We start from the raw sequence: 17,941 nt of genomic DNA on the forward strand, positions 1-17,941 counted from the left end.
ATTAATCGACTGTTTTGTAGACAAAATCAGGTGATTTGGCTGTCTAAAGACATTTTTGTCTACATGCCACTAATTTTAAGTAGCATGTAATTTACAGCTATCTATATCCCCATATTGCCTAAATGTTGCGCAACTCGATCCATCGGGTTTTCAGAACTAGCTAGTGGCGCACCTAAGGTAGAGGTTCTCGCCCGTATGGGCTGAAGACCACGAACTACGCTATGTTTGGCATTTGCAAAACTTGGCTCCGGCCTTTCAATTGCTTCATAAATGGACTCAATCATGGTCTGCCATTGCTCGGGCTGATTGTTCTGCACAAACACCTGCATATAAAAAGGATCTGACATGTATTTATTAAAGCAGATCGCCTTGTCAATGTGATCGATTTCATCTGAGCGAGTATTTAAAAAATTGAGCATCTGTAGCTTTGCATCTGAAACCAATGACGATGGTTTTTTCTTGGCATCAGCCAGAGTCATGACATTGCCCACCAACTTGCTTTCTACTTCATATTTACGGATCACATCTTGCAAGCTGGTGACTGTAACCTGCAAGTCTTCAACCCGCTTTTCTAGATCGCGCTTCTCATTAATGATCTTCTGTACACGCTCACACCCTCTCTTGGATTTGATGTTGCTAGAGGCTTCTGGGTTGATGCTGCCATCGGTTTCGGGGCTCGAATCCGTAGGTAGGGGGTTCAAAGCCCGCTTGATGAGCTCTGTTGCTGTTTCAGTTTGAATCTCGGCTTGTGGAAGCGTATCGACAGTAATAGCTACTGGTGCAGGCAATAGTTCACCCAGGTCGTGGGCTTGTGGTGCTGATTTTGTCTCTACAGCAGACATAGCGGCTGGTACATGGATTACATTGTACTTCAGCAGCACACAAAACGATTCATAACAAAACGTAAAACGGAGATTAAATTTCATGATGGCAATTCGCTTATACAGTCTGTATCGCTCGTATGGATACACAAAAATGAGTTCTGCAAAGATGACTATGCAGGCATATCGTAAAAATTCAAAACGCGCCCGCTAAGAAGATGGTGATGAGTCAATCAAGTCCTCAGATCCTACCAATTACCTTGATGAGAATTCCACAAATATTGAAGGTAATGCCAGTTTCTAAATCTAAGTTTTGGCTGATGGTTCAGAAAGGTGAGTTTCCAAAGCCGATCAAAATCGGTCGATCTTCCTTTTGGACTATTGAGCAAGTGCAGGTATTTATTCGGGAGAGGAGTGTTCAATCCACCAATTGAGTAATGGTTATCTCCTGAGCTTATGCTATGTATCCTACGGAAAACTCAGGAGATGACTATGCAAGTAAATAATTTATACAAGTCATTTAGCGTTGATGTCTATAGCGATCGCAGCCTCCTAAGTGAAAGTCCTTGGCTTAGGATTGGGGAGTTTGAGGAACTTGATGATGCGATTGATGCCTGCAAGAAAGTGGTTGATGGTTTCCTGCAGTCGCCTTTAAATACCCTCATTGAGTCAGAGCAGTTGGTTACAGCTTTTCTGAGCTTTGGGGATGTGCCGGTTATTAATGGTGCCGAGAATGTACCTAGTTTTGACGTTTATGAGTATCTCGCCCAACGCTGTAGAGAAATCCACAATTAAATGACCTCTAACCAAGTCCAGATTCAGACAATGTTTTAGTGGTGGGTGGGATGGTGGGTAGAGGAGCCTTAAAAACGAAGAGCCCCGTTTATTGGGGCTCTGGTGTCGTAAGTGGCGGAAGAGGTGAGATTCGAACTCACGGAGGACTTTCATCCTCGCCAGTTTTCAAGACTGGTGCATTCAACCGCTCTGCCACTCTTCCTGATTTGAGTCCTAGATTATAGAGAACTTTTGATTTGCGCCTCTAAATGCTGGGCAATGGCCAAACAAGAGGTGAGACCTGGGGACTCAAAGCCATACAGATTAAATAAGCCCTGGAGCTGATGCTGCCGGGGTCCTTCAAAGTAAAAGTCTCCTGCTGGGGCATTTGGCGGGACGATTTTGGCCCTGACACCAGAGTAATCAGGTTGCAGAGCACCGTCTTTGAGGCCTGGCCAATACTGCCTTACTGCTGCATAAAAACCCTCTCCTCGCTTGGGATCGACTGTGTAATTAATCTGGCTTTCCTCATCAATATCAAGCCACTCCACATCTGGACCAAACTTTGCCTGACCACCCATATCGAGGGTCAGATGAACACCTAGTCCGCCAGGTTCGGGTATCGGATAAATCAAATGACTGAATGGCGATTTTCCAGATAAAGAGAAGTAATTGCCTTTTGCAAAGTAGGCTTTGGGTATGAGATCTTTCGAGAGGCCTTCAATTTTTTGAGCTAACGCTGGCGCACTCAGTCCCGCGCAATTAATCAGCAGCTTAGTCTGAATGGTCATGCCATCAGCGCCACCAATCGTGAGCTCAAAGCTGCCTTCGGCATTGCTGCCAATAGGTTTAGCGCTGAGCAATGGAGATTGATAGGCAACCATACCGCCTGCATCCTCAAAACCACCAAGCAAGGACAGCATTAAGCCGTGGCTATCCACTACACCTGTGGAGCCTGAGAGTAGCGCAGCCTCGCACTGCAGCTGTGACTCTAAAGTCTTAGCCTGCGCTCCAGAAATCATCCTGATATCAGGGACTTGATTTTTTTGGGCTTTGTACAAAATGGCTTGCAGATCATCCAACTGACTAGTATCTGCAGCAACAATTAACTTGCCATACGCCCGATGACTCACTTGGTGACTGCGGCAGTATTCATACAGAAGGCGATTGCCTTCCACGCAGAGTTTGGCCTTGAGAGAATCTTTTGGGTAATAAATCCCCGCGTGAATGACTTCACTATTACGAGCACTGCTGATGGTTCCAAAAGAATCCTCACGCTCGAGCAAGATCGTTTCTCGACCCTGCAAGGCCATTTCCCGGGCCACCGCTAAACCAACTACTCCAGCGCCAACTACGACGCAATCAACCTGCTCCATTCTGCTATTCCTGACCTGATTTCAGATATGTCTCAATTTTGTAATGACTTTTGCCTCAGCTAAAGCCTTGTTATTAATGAAATCGTAACATTTTCAGCGTTTTAAGGGGATTTTGATGCCCTTATTGATAAAATCCAGCAATGTCTATGCAAGCCCAATTAGCTAACAAATGTATTCACTCTGCCCTGGATGTGGTGCTCGATACCGCCTATCAGGGTATAGATATCGGCACTTGGTCAAAGTTGTTTGCGAATGCTCGCAAATCTCAGTTAGAGCAGTTCATTGCAGATCTATTTGCTGGAAAACACATCAACAATAGCGAGGATCGCCCCGCCCTGCATTCTGCACTTCGCAATCTCAGTAAAACGCCAGTTTTAATCGATGGCAAAGATGTTATGCCGGAGGTTTCTGAGGTTTGGCATCGCATTGAAGCGCTGTGCAACAAATGGGTTGGCATCACTGACGTTATACACATTGGTATTGGTGGATCAGACTTTGGTCCTCGCCTAGCTATTGAAGCCTTAGCTCATGTTCCAGGCATTGAAAGCCGCGGCATGCGGATGCATTTCTTGGCCAATATTGATACTGCCGAGCTGGCGCGCATCTTGGCGCGCGCTCAGCCTCATAGCACCCGCGTGATTGTGGTCTCAAAGTCATTCACGACTCTTGAAACTTCTATGAATGCTAAAGCCGTTGTTGCCTGGCTTAAAGATAGCGGCTGCACTCATAGTCAAATTGAGCATGCCTTATATGCTGTGACCGCCAATATTCCAGCGGCAAAAGAATTTGGTGTCAGCGAAGACAACATCTTCCCCTTCTGGGATTGGGTCGGTGGTCGCTACTCTGTCTGGTCGGCAGTAGGTTTACCGATTGCCCTGCAATATGGCTTTGAAACCTTTAAGCAGTTTTTGGCTGGTGCTGAAGCAATGGATTTGCATTTTAAGAATGCACCTCTAGAACAAAATCTGCCAGTCATCATGGCACTCTCTTTGCTGTACCAGCAAGAGAAACACAATATCAAAGCCTATGCAGCCATTCCGTATGCAGATGCCTTGGACTGGTTTCCAAAGTGGTTGCAACAGCTTGACATGGAAAGTAATGGCAAGAGGGTAGATCGCAACGGTAAGCCGGTGAAACATTCTTCACCAGTGGTATTTGGTAGTGCGGGTAGTAATGCACAGCACTCCTACTTCCAACTTTTCCATCAGGGTACAGAAATCATTCCAATTGATTTCATCGCAGTGCGTGAACCGATGAGCGATCGGCCTGAGGCTTTAGCGCACCATCGTATTCTGCTCTCCAATTGCTTGGCACAGGCGCAAGCATTAGCGAATGGCAAAACTGCAAGCAACCCGAATGACGTGTATCCAGGTAAGCGCCCAAGCAATCTATTATTGCTGCCCAAGCTCAATGCTTTCTATCTTGGCGCCCTGCTCGCTTTGTATGAGAACCGCACTGCCACATTAGGTGCATTGTGGAATATCAATAGCTTTGATCAACCTGGCGTGGAATACGGTAAGGTGCTAGCCAAGCCGATTGAGAAGGCCCTCGCAAGTCATCAAAATGATATTGCTGCTAGTGCAGACATAGATGCCGTTACTGCTGCCCGTATTAATCTATTAAATTCAAATAACTAGTTATCGCCCAAGCAAGATTTGGGTTTTTTACTGAAGGATCCGCAATGCAATTGTCTCCATCGATTTTCAAGGCTTACGATATCCGCGGCATTATTGATGAGACTTTAGATCCCTCTATCGCCAAATTGATTGGCCAAGCTTTTGGTACTGAGATGCGTGAGCTTGGTGAGACTGATATCGTGATTGGTCGAGATGGCCGTCTATCTGGTCCTAGCTTGATTGAGGCATTAACAGAAGGGCTACTCTCTACCGGTATTAATGTGATTGATATCGGCATGGTTGCTACACCAATGGTCTACTTTGCAGCCAATCACAACATTAATGGCAAAACGCCGAAATCCGGCATCATGATTACTGGTAGCCACAACCCACCGAACTATAACGGCTTCAAAATGGTATTGGGAACAGCGGCGATTTACGGGGAAAAAATTCAGGACTTACGTAAACGCATTGAAACCAAGCAATTTGTGACCGGTCAAGGAACACGTAGCACCTTTGATATTTTCCCGATGTACATTAACTATATCGTTGGCGATGTAAAGCTGGCTCGCCCTATGAAGATTGCTGTGGATTGCGGGAATGGTGTTGGTGGTGCATTTGCGGGCAAGCTATTTAGAGCCCTGGGTTGTGAAGTGCAAGAGCTGTTCTGTGAAGTTGATGGTCATTTTCCTAACCACCATCCAGATCCTGCTCATATTGAGAACTTACAAGATCTCATCAAAAACCTCCAGACTACCGATAATGAATTAGGTCTCGCCTTTGATGGGGATGCCGATCGCTTAGGTGTAGTGACTAAAGATGGTCAAGTGATTTTCCCTGACCGTCAAATGATGCTCTTTGCTAAAGATGTTCTCTCACGCAATCCTGGCGGTCAAATTATTTACGATGTGAAGTGCACTCGTAATCTAGCGACCTATGTAAAAGAACATGGTGGCGAACCGATTATGTGGAAAACAGGTCATTCTTTAGTCAAGGCTAAGCTCAAAGAAACTGGCGCGCCGCTTGCTGGTGAGATGAGCGGCCACATCTTCTTTAAGGATCGTTGGTTTGGGTTTGATGATGGCCTGTATACCGGCGCACGCTTGTTAGAGATCCTCAGTAAAGAGAAAAATCCGAGCGACACGCTTAATCACTTGCCTAATGCGATCTGTACACCAGAGTTGCAGCTAGCTTGTGCTGAAGGTGAGCCTTTTGCACTACTCGAAACTATTAAGGCAAATGCCAAGTTCCCTACTTCTGAATCTATCAACACCATTGATGGTGTCCGCGTGGAATATGCCGATGGCTTTGGTCTGGCTAGACCATCTAATACCACTCCAGTGGTAGTAATGCGTTTTGAGGCAGATAGTGAAGAGGCTATCAAGCGTATTCAGGCAGAGTTTAAGGCGGTGTTGTTGGCAGCTAAGCCTGAAGCAAAGTTGCCATTTTAAATAACTAAGGTCTGCCCTCATGAGTTGCTGCAATAGAGATAAAATTACTCATGACTTCAACTGCTAGCACCCCTATCGCCTTTGACTACCCCCAGCAGAATGCTGCCGGGGCTACCTGCACCGCCCAAGCTTGGGCCAAAACACCCCCACAACTTCATGGGGTTGAAAAAGCTGCAGTTGTTGCTCGTATTAAGCAATTGCTAATCGAGAAAGATGCTGCATTGGTGGCTCATTACTATGTAGATGGCGATATTCAGGATCTAGCTATGGAGACCGGCGGCTTTGTTGCCGACTCTTTGGAGATGGCGCGTTTTGGTAAGAATCATTCTGCGAAAAATTTGATTGTGGCTGGCGTCCGTTTTATGGGTGAGTCTGCCAAGATTCTGAGTCCTGAGAAGCGCGTCTTTATGCCAGATTTGGAAGCAACCTGCTCTTTAGACCTGGGCTGCGAAGCGACTGACTTTGCTACATTTAGAGCAATGCATCCAGATCGCACTGTAGTGGTCTATGCCAATACTAGTGCTGCAGTTAAAGCGCAAGCCGACTGGATGGTAACAAGCTCTTGTGCCTTAGCCATCGTTCATCAACTCAAAGTTGAAGGTAAGAAAATTCTGTGGGCACCTGATCGTCACTTAGGTCGCTATATTCAAGAACAGACTGGTGCTGATATGTTGTTGTGGAATGGCGCCTGCATTGTTCATGATGAATTTAAGGCAGTTGAATTAGAAATGTTGATGGCCGCACATCCCAATGCCATGGTTTTGGTTCACCCCGAATCCCCACAAGGAGTTGTGGATTTAGCAGATGTAGTGGGATCTACCTCAGCCATGATTAAGGCTGTAGTAGAAGGTAGCGCTACTGAATATATTGTGGCTACCGATAATGGCATCTTGCATCGCATGCGCCAACTAGCACCAAATAAAGTATTGATCGAAGCTCCAACTGCCGGCAACAGTGCGACATGTAAGAGCTGTGCTCACTGCCCTTGGATGGCCATGAATGGCTTGCAAGGAATTTTGGATTGCTTAGAGAATGCCTCTGGTGAGATATTCATTGAGGAAGATGTACGAGTTAAGGCTCTCGGCTGTATTGAGCACATGCTAGATTTCACTCAGAACCATCCTGACCTGCTTGCAAGAGCGCAGCATGGCTTTGTAAAGAACATTGGCGTTGCTTGATTAAAAGATACTATGTTTGATTACAACGAAACCTTAGAGCAGGCCCGCCAACGCAATATTGCCGATGCACTAATGGAAGACATTGGCAAGTGCGACTGGACTGCGCAATTGGTTCCTAGCAAACCTGTTCATGCTCAATTAATTGTTCGTGAGCAGGCTGTTCTGTGCGGGGTAGATTGGTTCGAGGGCACCCTGAAGAAACTCGATCCTGCAGTAAAAGTGACTTGGTACTACCTGGAGGGCGACTTGATGAAGTCTGATACCAAGGTTTGCGATATTGAAGCCAATTCTCGCGCCCTGCTGTCTGCTGAGCGTCCTTGTATTAATTTCTTGCAGACATTGTCTTGGACTGCAAGCATTGCGCGTCAACACGTTGAAGCCATTGCAGGCGTTAGCCCAAACCCTAAAGGTTGCGCCGTACTCGATACACGCAAGACGATTCCTGGCTTACGTCAAGCGCAGAAATACGCAGTCCGTGTCGGTGGCGGCCAAAACCAGCGTCTTGCACTTTGGCATGGCATCTTGATTAAAGAGAATCACATTGCTGCTGCGGGTGGTGTTGCAGCCGCAGTGAAAGCGGCACAAGCATTGAATTCTGGGGTGGATATTCAGGTGGAAGTGGAGAACTTTGCTGAATTGAAAGAGGCTTTGGATGCTGGGGCAAAGAGCATCCTGATTGATAACTTCACTACCGAGCAAATGAAAGAGGCGGTTGCCTTTACTAATGGTCGCGCTTTATTGGAGGCTTCTGGTGGCATCGACCTAGATCAGATGCGTGCAATCGCCGCTACTGGGGTTGATCGCATCTCACTCGGAAAGCTGACTAAAGATATTAAGGCAGTGGATTTCTCAATGAGAATATCCGCATAACAATCCATTTTTAGGCTTCAGGGCCTTCAGAATTTCCCTCAGCTTGAGGCGTCAGAATGGTCGGATAAGAAACGGCCCAAGTCCCCGGGTAATCGCGGCTGTAATGCAATCCCCTGCTCTCTCTGCGCATGAGAGCCGATCTCACGATCAGTTCCGCACATTCCAAGAGGTTGCGCAGCTCAATGAGGTCGCGTGTGACTTTAAAGTTCGCGTAATACTCTTGTACTTCATATCTGAGGAGCTTAATGCGGTGTAATGCACGCTCCAGTCTTCGATTGGTTCTCACAATGCCAACGTAGTTCCACATCAATGAACGTAGCTCATCCCAATTATGGGCAATGACCACCTGCTCATCCGCATCCTCAACCTGACTCTCATCCCATAAGGGCAAACTGGGCATCGCCGGAGTCTTGAGTGACGAGATATCCTGAGCAGCAGCTTTACCAATCACTACGCACTCCAACAGGGAGTTGCTGGCCAAGCGATTGGCACCATGAAGCCCCGTATAGGTCGCCTCACCTACTGCATATAAGCCTGGCAAGTCTGTTTTTCCTTTGAGATCCGTTACAACACCACCACAGGTGTAATGCGCTGCGGGTACGACTGGGATAGGCTCTTTAGTGATATCTAGACCCAAAGTCATGCAACGCGCATAGATCATCGGGAAATGCTCTTTAATAAATGCTTCGCCTAAATGAGTGGCATCCAGATGCACGTAATCTAAGCCGTGCTTCTTCATCTCAAAGTCGATTGCCCTAGCAACAATGTCACGAGGAGCTAACTCATTGCGCTCATCATGTTCAGGCATAAAGCGAGTGCCGTTTGGCAGCTTGAGTAAGCCACCCTCACCCCGCATTGCCTCAGTAATCAAAAAGGTTCTGTCACTGGGGTGATAAAGGCACGTTGGATGAAACTGAATAAACTCCATATTACCGACGCGGCAACCCGCACGCCAGGCCATGGCAATACCATCGCCAGTAGCAGTGTCTGGGTTGCTGGTGTAGCGATAGACTTTACCGACGCCACCAGTAGCCAATACCACTGACTTAGCTTCAATTGTTTCTACGCGATTATTTTTAATATCGAGCGCATACACACCATAGCAACGGTTCGGTTTGGTACGTTGCGTCTTGGCATCTAAGTGACGATTGGTAATCAAATCTAAAGCAATCCAATGCTCTAGTAGCTGAATATTTTTATGGGCTCTTGCCTTATCGAGCAATACCTCATGAATGGCTTTACCAGTTGCATCGGCAACGTGCGCAATGCGACGTTGACTATGACCGCCTTCACGCGTGAGGTGCAAACCCATCGGACCAGTTTCATCAGCAGTAAACGGAACGCCCTGCTCAACCAGCCAACGAATCGCTTCAGCACTTTCTTCGGCAATGTAACGTGCAGTTGATTCCACTACAAGGCCTGCGCCTGCATCTAGTGTGTCGGCGACATGAGCATCAATACTGTCATGCTCTTTATCAACCACCCCAACAATGCCACCCTGCGCCCAGGCAGTTGCAGCCTCACCCAGACCACGCTTAGCCATCACAATGACTGGCTGTGTCTCCGCCATGTGCAGAGCAACGGTTAAACCGGCTAACCCGGCTCCAATAATGAGGACAGGTAATTCTGCTTTGGGATTAGCTACTGAAGTTTGGGGTTTTAAACTGGCCATAGAAGATCAATTCTAAAGGCCAATCATTATTTGGGTACTTTTATGTCATCAGAACAACAAAGCCCCTATTTCAGGGGCTTTGTTGAATTAGACTAAGTTAAGCAACGAATTAACTTACCGTCGCTTTCTGTCTCTCAGGATCATTAGTACCATAACCCATCACTGCAGCAGCCTGACCACCTTTAGCTAGCTTGACTGCGCAGTACTTAAATTCCGGAATCTTGCCAAACGGGTCTAAGGCAGGGTTGGTGATTAAGTTGGCTGCAGCTTCATAGTAAGCGAATGGAATAAAGATCACGCCACGTGGAGTGCCATCATCTCTACGCACATGAATCCCTACTTCGCCACGACGTGACTGAACGGTAATGACATCGCCAGCTGAAACGCCCAACTGAGTCATATCCTCGCCATGCATTGACACAGTAGCCATTGGCTCGATCGCGTCCAAGACGGTTGCGCGGCGAGTCATACTGCCGGTATGCCAATGCTCTAGCTGACGACCTGTAATCAGCACAAATGGATACTCCGCATCTGGGCGCTCATTCGCAGGGATGATATCGGCTGGTACCAACTTCACTCTGCCATCTTTAGTATCAAACTTGTCGTTAAACACAATTGGACGACCTGGGTCTTCCGCAGACAAGCATGGGTATGTCACGCTGGATTCTTTTTCTAGGCGCTCCCAAGTAATACCGTTAATGGCCGCATGCATTGCTTGACGCATTTCATCATAAACCTCTGCAACACCATCATCCGGACCTTGGTAGTTCCAGTTCAAGCCCATGCGCTTCGCAATTTGCTGAATGATCCACAAATCAGGTCTGGCATCTCCAGGAGGATTGATGGCTTTCTTGCCCATCTGAACCATACGATCCGTATTGCTAGCAGTACCAACCTTCTCTGGCCATGCACTTGCTGGCAATACTACGTCTGCCAAGAGTGCGGTCTCAGTCATGAAGATATCTTGCACAACCAACAGATCTAAGGCAGCTAAAGCATGACGTGCATGATTCAAATCAGGGTCACTCATCGCAGGGTTCTCGCCCTCGACATACATGCCACGAATCTTGTCTGGATCACTGTCCGGCGCAGTGATCTTATGCATGATCTCTACAACGGTATAGCCAGGCTTCTTATCTAATGGGGTATCCCAGAATTTCTCAAACCACGCGTGCGCTTCTGGATTGTCAACGCGTTGGTAGTTCGGGAACATCATCGGAATTAATCCCGCATCACTAGCACCCTGAACGTTATTTTGTCCACGCAGTGGATGCAAGCCAGATCCAGGTTTACCAATTTGACCGGTAATACTCACCAAGGCAATTAAGCAACGAGCATTGTCAGTGCCGTGAACGTGCTGGCTGACACCCATGCCCCACAAAATCATGGCAGATTTAGTTGTAGCAAATTCTCTAGCCACTTCACGCAATGTTTCCGCAGGAATACCGCAGAGTGGCGCCATTGCTTCAGGGCTGTAGCCCTTGATATTTTCTTTGAGAGCCTCAAAGTTATTGGCGCGATTGGCAATAAATTCTTTATCAGCAAGACCTTCTTCAATGATCGTAAAGATCATCGCATTGAGCATGGCAACGTCAGTATCTGGCTTGAACTGCATCGTGCGCCAGGCATGTTTACTGATTTCGGTCGCACGTGGATCACACAATACAATTTTTGCACCGCGTTTAGCAGCGTTCTTAAACCAGGTAGCAGCAACGGGATGGTTTGCTGTTGGGTTTGAGCCGATCAAGAAAATAAGGCTTGAGTGCTCAACATCGTTTACTTGATTACTTACTGCGCCAGAACCAACACCCTCTAACAGAGCAGCGACAGATGATGCATGGCAAAGACGGGTGCAATGGTCAACGTTATTGCTACCAAAACCAGTGCGTACCAATTTTTGGAATAAGTAGGCTTCTTCGTTACTGCCTTTTGCAGAACCGAATCCAGCTAACACTTTATTGCCGTATTGATCTTTCAACTTTTTAAGGCCGCCACCAGCAACTTCTAGAGCCTCTTCCCACGTCGCTTCACGGAAGATCTCAGACCAATCTTGCTTGCCTTCAAGCAAGGCCTCATCTTTAGCAACACCTGCTTTACGAATCAGCGGCTTGGTTAAGCGCTGTGGATTGTGGATGTAGTCCATACCAAAGCGACCTTTAACACAAAGGCGGTTGTGGTTGGCTGGGCCATCGCGACCCTCAACACTGACAATCTTTTCATCTTTAACGTTGTAAGTAATTTGGCAACCGACGCCGCAGAAAGGACATACTGAATCCACTTTGCGATCCACGGTTTGTGAGCCGATCAATCCCTTAGGCATTAACGCACCTGTTGGACAAGCCTGTACACACTCGCCACAAGCAACGCAAGTACTGTCACCCATAGGGTCATTCAAATCAAATACGATCTCGCTATGAGCGCCACGCATTGCGTAGCCGATCACATCATTCACCTGTTCTTCACGACAAGCGCGCACGCAACGATTACATTGAATACAAGCATCTAAGTTCACGGCCATCGCTGGGTGAGATACGTCATTGCTGACTTTTTCACGGCGCAATGCCTTGAGCTCTGGACGTACTGTGACATCCATGCGGGCAGCCCAGGTGCTGAGCTCGCCATGTTGATTTTTTTGCTCTTCTTCTTTACTGTCACCTACCCATTTAAATCCTTCGTCAGGCATATCGGACAGCAACATCTCGAGTACCAGCTTTTGACTCTTCAGTGCACGCTCGCTATTCGCTTTGACATCCATTCCTGGAGTAGCGCTACGGCAGCAACTTGGCGCCAACGTGCGTTCGCCATTAATCTCTACAACGCAAGCGCGACAGTTACCATCGGGACGGTAGCCGTCTTTGAAACACAGATGCGGAATATCAATACCATGTCGTTTGGCCGCTTTGAGAATAGTCTCGCCTTCGTAAGAAACGATGGTTTGCCCGTCTAGTTTGAACTCAACGGTTTGCAATTCAAGCTCTTTAGGATTTACTGGTGCGTTCATATTTGTCTCGTTATTCCCTATTCTTTTATTAAGCAACTTCCTTATTAAACTTCTTCTGGGAAATATTTAGCAATGCAACGAATCGGATTGGGTGCAGCTTGACCTAGGCCACAGATAGAAGCATCAACCATTACAGTTGCCAAGTCTTCTAAAGTGTCTTGATCCCAAGATGGCGACTGCATTAACTTGGCAGCCTTGCTAGTGCCTACACGACATGGCGTACATTGACCACAACTCTCGTGCTCAAAAAAGTGCATGACATTAAGTGCCATATCGCGCGCCTTGTCTTTATCACCAAACACCATCACCGCAGCAGAGCCAATGAAACAGCCATAAGGCTGCAAGGTATCAAAGTCCAGCGGAATGTCATTCATGGTTGCTGGCAAGATGCCACCTGATGCGCCACCAGGTAGGTAGCCGTAGAACTTGTGACCATCTTGCATGCCGCCACAATACTCGTCAATCAATTCCTGAATCGTGATACCGGCTGGGGCCAACTTCACACCGGGGTTCTTGACGCGCCCGCTAACGCTGAAGCTTCGTAAGCCTTTGCGATCATGGCGACCAAAAGAGCTAAACCACTCAGGGCCACGCTGAACAATGTCACGTACCCAATAGAGCGTCTCGAAGTTATGTTCGAGCGTTGGACGACCAAATAATCCGACCTGCGCAATATATGGGGGGCGCATGCGGGGTTCGCCACGCTTACCTTCGATGCTTTCAATCATGGCAGATTCTTCACCGCAGATATAAGCGCCCGCACCACGACGTAACTCAATCAGCGGCAATTTAAATGGCGGATTTGCAATCAGCTTAGCTAGCTCTACTTCGAGTAATTCGCGGCAACCGTGGTACTCATCACGCAAATAAATATAGCAAGCATCAACACCAACTACATTGGCTGCAATTAACAAACCCTCTAAGAAGCGATGCGGATCACGTTCTAAATAAGTGCGGTCTTTAAATGTACCTGGCTCACCTTCGTCAATATTCACTGCCATCAACTTAGGAGCAGGTTGATCTTTCACAATCCGCCACTTACGCCCTGCTGGGAAACCCGCGCCACCGAGACCACGAAGGCCAGAGTTTTCCATGGCCTTGATGATGCTTTCGGCATCCTTCTTGCCATCAATAATTTCTTTGGCTAAAGCGTAACCACCTTGTGCGCGATAAGATTCATAACCCACATAATCAGGCGAAAGAGCTTGATTTTCACCCTGAGGAGAGACACCCTTTTCAGCCAAGGCTGCAGGATCAAAATTCGCACTGTCTTTGGCCATTGGCTGAGTTGTCAAATTATTTTTGACAGCAGCGACAACTTTGTCGGTGGTTGCAAATAACACTGGGTACTGATGCACAACCGCTACTGGAGCCTGCTCACAACGACCCACGCATGGTGCAGCCTCCACCTTAATCTTTGGGTTACCTAAAATTGCCGGCAACTTTGCCAATAGATTTTGCGCACCAGCCAGTTCGCAAGCGATACCATCACATACACGCAAGGTGATATCTGCAACCGGATCATTGCCACGCACTACTTCAAAGTGGTGATAGAAAGTAGCTACTTCATAAACCTCAGCCATCGGTAAATTCATTTCTTTTGCGAGGGCAACTAAATGACGATCATGCAAAGCGCGATATTCATCATTCAGCTTGTGTAAATTTTCAATGAGTAAATCGCGACGTTCCGCTGCAGCACCAATTAACTGGCGAACCTCTGCCAAGGACACATCATCCGCTTGACGTCCCTTGAGTTTGCTTTTGCGACGAATGGTTTCCCTTAAATCATCTGCAGTTGCCACGGCAACAGCTTTGATTTCGCCAGAGGGTTTTGGGTGATTCATAGTAATAGTCTCTAATTTCTAATCGCAATAATGTTGCTGTTTTGATGTGTCTTCAATCTCGCTTGAGAATGCCCCAATTAGCGAGAAATGCTTTGCCTCACCTAAATAGGGAATTCCCAAAATCATGATCGATTTTGGGTTATTTCTACACTCAAGTCCTTGACGGAGCTCAAGTGAATTTATTAAGGGTAAACCCTAGGTTAAATAACTGATGGGGATGGCTTGTCGCCAGGTGGGAGAGAGTAGTCCAACTTACGCTCATAAACACGCGCCTTATAGCACTCGTTATAGCCCTTGCTGCCAATTTGCCAGCCAATAGAGGTGCAATCATCTTGGGCTGCCGACTCGATTGAGTTGCATCCAGATAAGGCAATGGCAACAATAGAGGCAAAAATGGCTAAGGGACGCAATGTAGGTGAATTCATACCCCAAGTCTACTTGATTCTGAGCTCGACTTCGAGGGGAACGCCCTCCTTCCCTGCGCTGACAATCTTGACTTCACCCAAGTTAATTCGATCCTTGAGGGCGGGATTACTTTTCACCATGAAATCCGAAGCTAGCTTAGCCCGATTTTTAGCCAAAGTTCTCAGGTCTTCATCCGTCACAGGGATACTAGCAATGAGCTCTGTGTGTAACTGCTCGTTACGCGCAACACCCTCTGGAAGGGTAATTAAACGTTGGCCCAATTTGATTCTGCCGACATATTCGGCATAAGCGGATTTCAGGCCAGACTGCACCTTGGCATCAGAAAAATCTAGTGTTGGAATGAAATCATTGGGGGACACATTCACCCCAGCCGCCTTCAGAATGGCGCGATCTGCAGTCGCACGAGCTAAGGCAACTTTGTCTGCATTGGGGTCATAAGTTCCTGCGAGCTCTAGTGTCGCATGAGGCTTCTTCGCTAAAAAATCACCAAACTTCTCCAGGCGGTCTTGATCAGGCGGCAAAAACAAGGCTTCCCCCAAAACTGCATTTACCCCATCGTTAGCACCCATGCCAAGAAGCGCGCCCAGAGCTCTAAATGGTGCAGTTGCGACATTAGTTAATACGTTGCTGATTGCCTGCCACACCAGGCCACTTGCGCTGAACTCTGGCGAGTCCACATTGCCGGCAATATTAATGGTAACGTCAATCGTATCGTCGGAATCTTCAAGCACTGCAATCGCTAAACCCAAAGGCAATTTTTTTCCCTGAAAATCAGCAACCTCTTCACCAAGCTCAATCTTCTTAATCACAATCTGATTCCCGCCCTTGAGCTCGCCATCCTTGGCGCTGTAATGCAAATTTAAGTTCACCCTACCGCTAGCAATTTGATAGCCTGCAAAGGTCATGGCAGCAGGATTGAAGGCATTGAGCGGAACATTTTTAAAAGTGAGTGTCACATCGTTATTACGTCGAGGATCATCAAATGCAATCTGCCCCTTACCGCGGAGTGACCCAGACTCGGCCAGAACTCCATCCATAGTCATTGCCGTTGAATGTCCATGTAGATTATTGACATTGGCAAAGCTAGCATTGAACTTTCTCAAGTTCACTTTGAAATTAGGCTTCATGGCTAAGTCAGAAAATGACACTTCACCACCGCGCAGCTTCAATGCCTTAATATTCAGAGAAAATGATTTTTTTTCTTTTACATCTTCAGGCGACTTATCTACCCCCGCAAGCTCGCCCTCCGGTTTGGAAAATAAACGCTTGAAATTGGAAAAACCTTTTTCATCAATTTCGAACTGAAGCGCCGGTTGAGAAACCGTTAATTCCTCAATACTCAGACTTGAGCCAGCACTTTTTGAGCGCTTAAAAATAAATCGACTTACATCACCATCACTCCATCTTATGAGCGATTGCTTTTGCCCCTGCTCAAGTAAATCCAAGCCCAGTAAATGCAAATCTCCTGACACAGCCAGCTCATCACCCTTCAGGCTGATGTCTAAAGCAGACTGAATCACTCCGCCCTGAGTTAACAGCTCCTTATTAGCCGGAAGCAATGCGATCAAAGGTGCGATTGAAAGATTGTCTACCTGGACTCTGGCCGCAATTGATTTATCGGATTTGAAATCCCAATGTGAGCTTATCCGCCCATCATCAATCTCTAAGTTAATCTGAGCACCTAAGGTATCTGGCGCAGGATTATCTAATGCACCCTTAATAGCAAGACGTTTAAAGGCAATCTTTTTATCAAAACCGGGCAAAGTAAAACTCAGTGCACCGAGATTGAGGCCATACTGGCCACGCACACCATTCACATCACCCTGTTTATCGTAGTTCGCAATATCACGCAGCTCGATAGAGAGTGACTGAAATCGCTCATGGAAATTTTTATTAGGGTCCAACAGCTCAAATGAGCCATTAGAAACCTTAAATTCATCGATTGATATTTTGATGCTCTTCTTGGGCGTAGTTAAATCTTCTGGGGGTAGATTGCGTGTAATAGCAGCAATCAATTCCTGCCAATTCCATTGGCTCGCACTTCCTTTAGTCGCATGCTTTTCGAGCTTGATGCTGGGCTCATACAAAAGAATCTCATCAAACCCCATTTCCCCAGTCATGAGGTGGGTCCACTTCAGCATCACCACTGCCTTCTTAAGCTTAAGCAACTGTCCTTGCTGTCTATCGACCAACTTCAAGCCATCCAGCTCAACACGTAACCTTAAAGGGGAAATACGGAGATCTTGATAGGCGATCTCATAACCAATCTTTTGGCCATAAGACTCAGCTGCATTCTTGATGGCACCAGGGGCCCAAAGGTGACAAGCACTCCAGAATACAAAAGTGAGTGCAAGAAAGCCTCCGGTAATTCGGAGTATGTAGGTTCGTATGATTGAAAGATTAAAAGAAATCATTTGTGTAGTAATTCCAGCCTTAAAGGGAATATAAAACTCGATTTAGGCTACTGGCGGAAATCCGACCTTTTGCGTCCATCCATTATTAAATGCATGAATAACTGGCTCTTCATAGACGCCCGCTTTTGTGAATGGCTCATCTGCCAACCAAGCCTCGACATCTACCTTGCTAGGAAAATCCATTACTAGCAAACTACCCACTGTGGTCTTGCCATCCTCTGATGTCAAGGGACCGGCAAAGGCCATCTTGTCTGCAAGCTTACCTAAATAGGCGCGATGCTCCGGCCGCACCTGAATGCGCAATTCTGCTGTACCGGGACGATCCATTAAGAGGATGGCGAAGATCATAGTTTCTCCTGTTTGACTTGAATACCTAGATCTTACGGCAAGCGGAAAAAGAAAAACCGCCTTCGTGAACTGACCCCCAAAAGTTGGACCTTATGTCCAACCAAGGGGGTTTTGTTTTATGAGCAAATACAGTACGGAGTTCAAACTCCA

At 47.0% G+C, this 17,941-nt stretch carries 14 protein-coding genes and 1 tRNA gene; 6 read left to right on the forward strand and 9 right to left on the reverse strand.

The features are described 5' to 3' along the window. Positions 1 to 101 precede the first annotated feature (101 nt). The gene (locus B7X71_RS04075; RefSeq protein WP_293597528.1) at positions 102 to 926 is read right to left on the reverse strand and encodes a hypothetical protein; all 825 of its coding nucleotides are present in this window, start codon (positions 924 to 926) and stop codon (positions 102 to 104) included. 119 nt (positions 927 to 1,045) lie between these two features. Between B7X71_RS04075 and B7X71_RS04080 the strand changes: the two genes are divergently transcribed. Further along, positions 1,046 to 1,255, forward strand: a complete 210-nt coding sequence (locus B7X71_RS04080; RefSeq protein ID WP_293597529.1) for an AlpA family phage regulatory protein — start codon at positions 1,046 to 1,048, stop codon at positions 1,253 to 1,255. A 58-nt stretch (positions 1,256 to 1,313) separates the two neighbouring features. After that, the gene (locus B7X71_RS04085; RefSeq protein ID WP_293597530.1) at positions 1,314 to 1,616 is read left to right on the forward strand and encodes a hypothetical protein; all 303 of its coding nucleotides are present in this window, start codon (positions 1,314 to 1,316) and stop codon (positions 1,614 to 1,616) included. Between the two features lie 112 nt (positions 1,617 to 1,728). On the opposite strand, the gene B7X71_RS04090 is transcribed toward B7X71_RS04085, so the two are convergent. Next, positions 1,729 to 1,818, reverse strand: a tRNA-Ser gene (locus tag B7X71_RS04090). Between the two features lie 16 nt (positions 1,819 to 1,834). Further along, a complete protein-coding gene (locus tag B7X71_RS04095) occupies positions 1,835 to 2,971 on the reverse strand; it encodes an NAD(P)/FAD-dependent oxidoreductase (RefSeq protein WP_293597531.1) in 1,137 nt (378 codons plus the stop codon). A 140-nt stretch (positions 2,972 to 3,111) separates the two neighbouring features. Between B7X71_RS04095 and pgi the strand changes: the two genes are divergently transcribed. From pgi to nadC, 4 genes are read left to right on the forward strand one after another with little or no spacing between them, the layout of a single operon-like run. Next, the gene (pgi, locus tag B7X71_RS04100; protein ID WP_293597532.1) at positions 3,112 to 4,608 is read left to right on the forward strand and encodes a glucose-6-phosphate isomerase; all 1,497 of its coding nucleotides are present in this window, start codon (positions 3,112 to 3,114) and stop codon (positions 4,606 to 4,608) included. Positions 4,609 to 4,652: 44 nt separating this feature from the next. Continuing rightward, a complete protein-coding gene (locus tag B7X71_RS04105; protein ID WP_293597533.1) occupies positions 4,653 to 6,038 on the forward strand; it encodes a phosphomannomutase/phosphoglucomutase in 1,386 nt (461 codons plus the stop codon). Positions 6,039 to 6,088: 50 nt separating this feature from the next. Next, positions 6,089 to 7,216 carry a quinolinate synthase NadA gene (gene nadA, locus B7X71_RS04110; RefSeq protein ID WP_293597534.1) on the forward strand — a complete coding sequence of 376 codons (1,128 nt, stop codon included), beginning with the start codon at positions 6,089 to 6,091 and terminating at the stop codon, positions 7,214 to 7,216. Positions 7,217 to 7,228: 12 nt separating this feature from the next. After that, entirely contained in the window at positions 7,229 to 8,086 is an 858-nt protein-coding gene (gene nadC, locus B7X71_RS04115) for a carboxylating nicotinate-nucleotide diphosphorylase (protein ID WP_293597535.1), read from the forward strand. Positions 8,087 to 8,096: 10 nt separating this feature from the next. Here the strand turns inward: nadC and nadB are convergent, their stop codons facing one another. From nadB to B7X71_RS04145, 6 genes are all read right to left on the reverse strand, one after another. After that, on the reverse strand, positions 8,097 to 9,758 hold the full coding sequence (gene nadB, locus B7X71_RS04120; RefSeq protein ID WP_293597536.1) for an L-aspartate oxidase: 1,662 nt from the start codon (positions 9,756 to 9,758) through the stop codon (positions 8,097 to 8,099). Positions 9,759 to 9,867: 109 nt separating this feature from the next. Further along, entirely contained in the window at positions 9,868 to 12,759 is a 2,892-nt protein-coding gene (gene fdhF / locus B7X71_RS04125) for a formate dehydrogenase subunit alpha (RefSeq protein WP_293597537.1), read from the reverse strand. A gap of 44 nt (positions 12,760 to 12,803) precedes the next feature. After that, complete coding sequence (locus B7X71_RS04130; protein WP_293597538.1) at positions 12,804 to 14,603, reverse strand: NAD(P)H-dependent oxidoreductase subunit E; 1,800 nt, start codon at positions 14,601 to 14,603, stop codon at positions 12,804 to 12,806. Positions 14,604 to 14,803: 200 nt separating this feature from the next. After that, on the reverse strand, positions 14,804 to 15,028 hold the full coding sequence (locus B7X71_RS04135) for a hypothetical protein (protein WP_293597539.1): 225 nt from the start codon (positions 15,026 to 15,028) through the stop codon (positions 14,804 to 14,806). Positions 15,029 to 15,037: 9 nt separating this feature from the next. Next, a complete protein-coding gene (locus tag B7X71_RS04140) occupies positions 15,038 to 17,443 on the reverse strand; it encodes a DUF748 domain-containing protein (RefSeq protein ID WP_293597540.1) in 2,406 nt (801 codons plus the stop codon). A 42-nt stretch (positions 17,444 to 17,485) separates the two neighbouring features. Next, positions 17,486 to 17,791, reverse strand: a complete 306-nt coding sequence (locus B7X71_RS04145) for a YciI family protein (RefSeq protein WP_293597541.1) — start codon at positions 17,789 to 17,791, stop codon at positions 17,486 to 17,488. Positions 17,792 to 17,941: the final 150 nt, after the last annotated feature.

It is taken from the genome of Polynucleobacter sp. 39-46-10 (genome assembly GCF_002282275.1).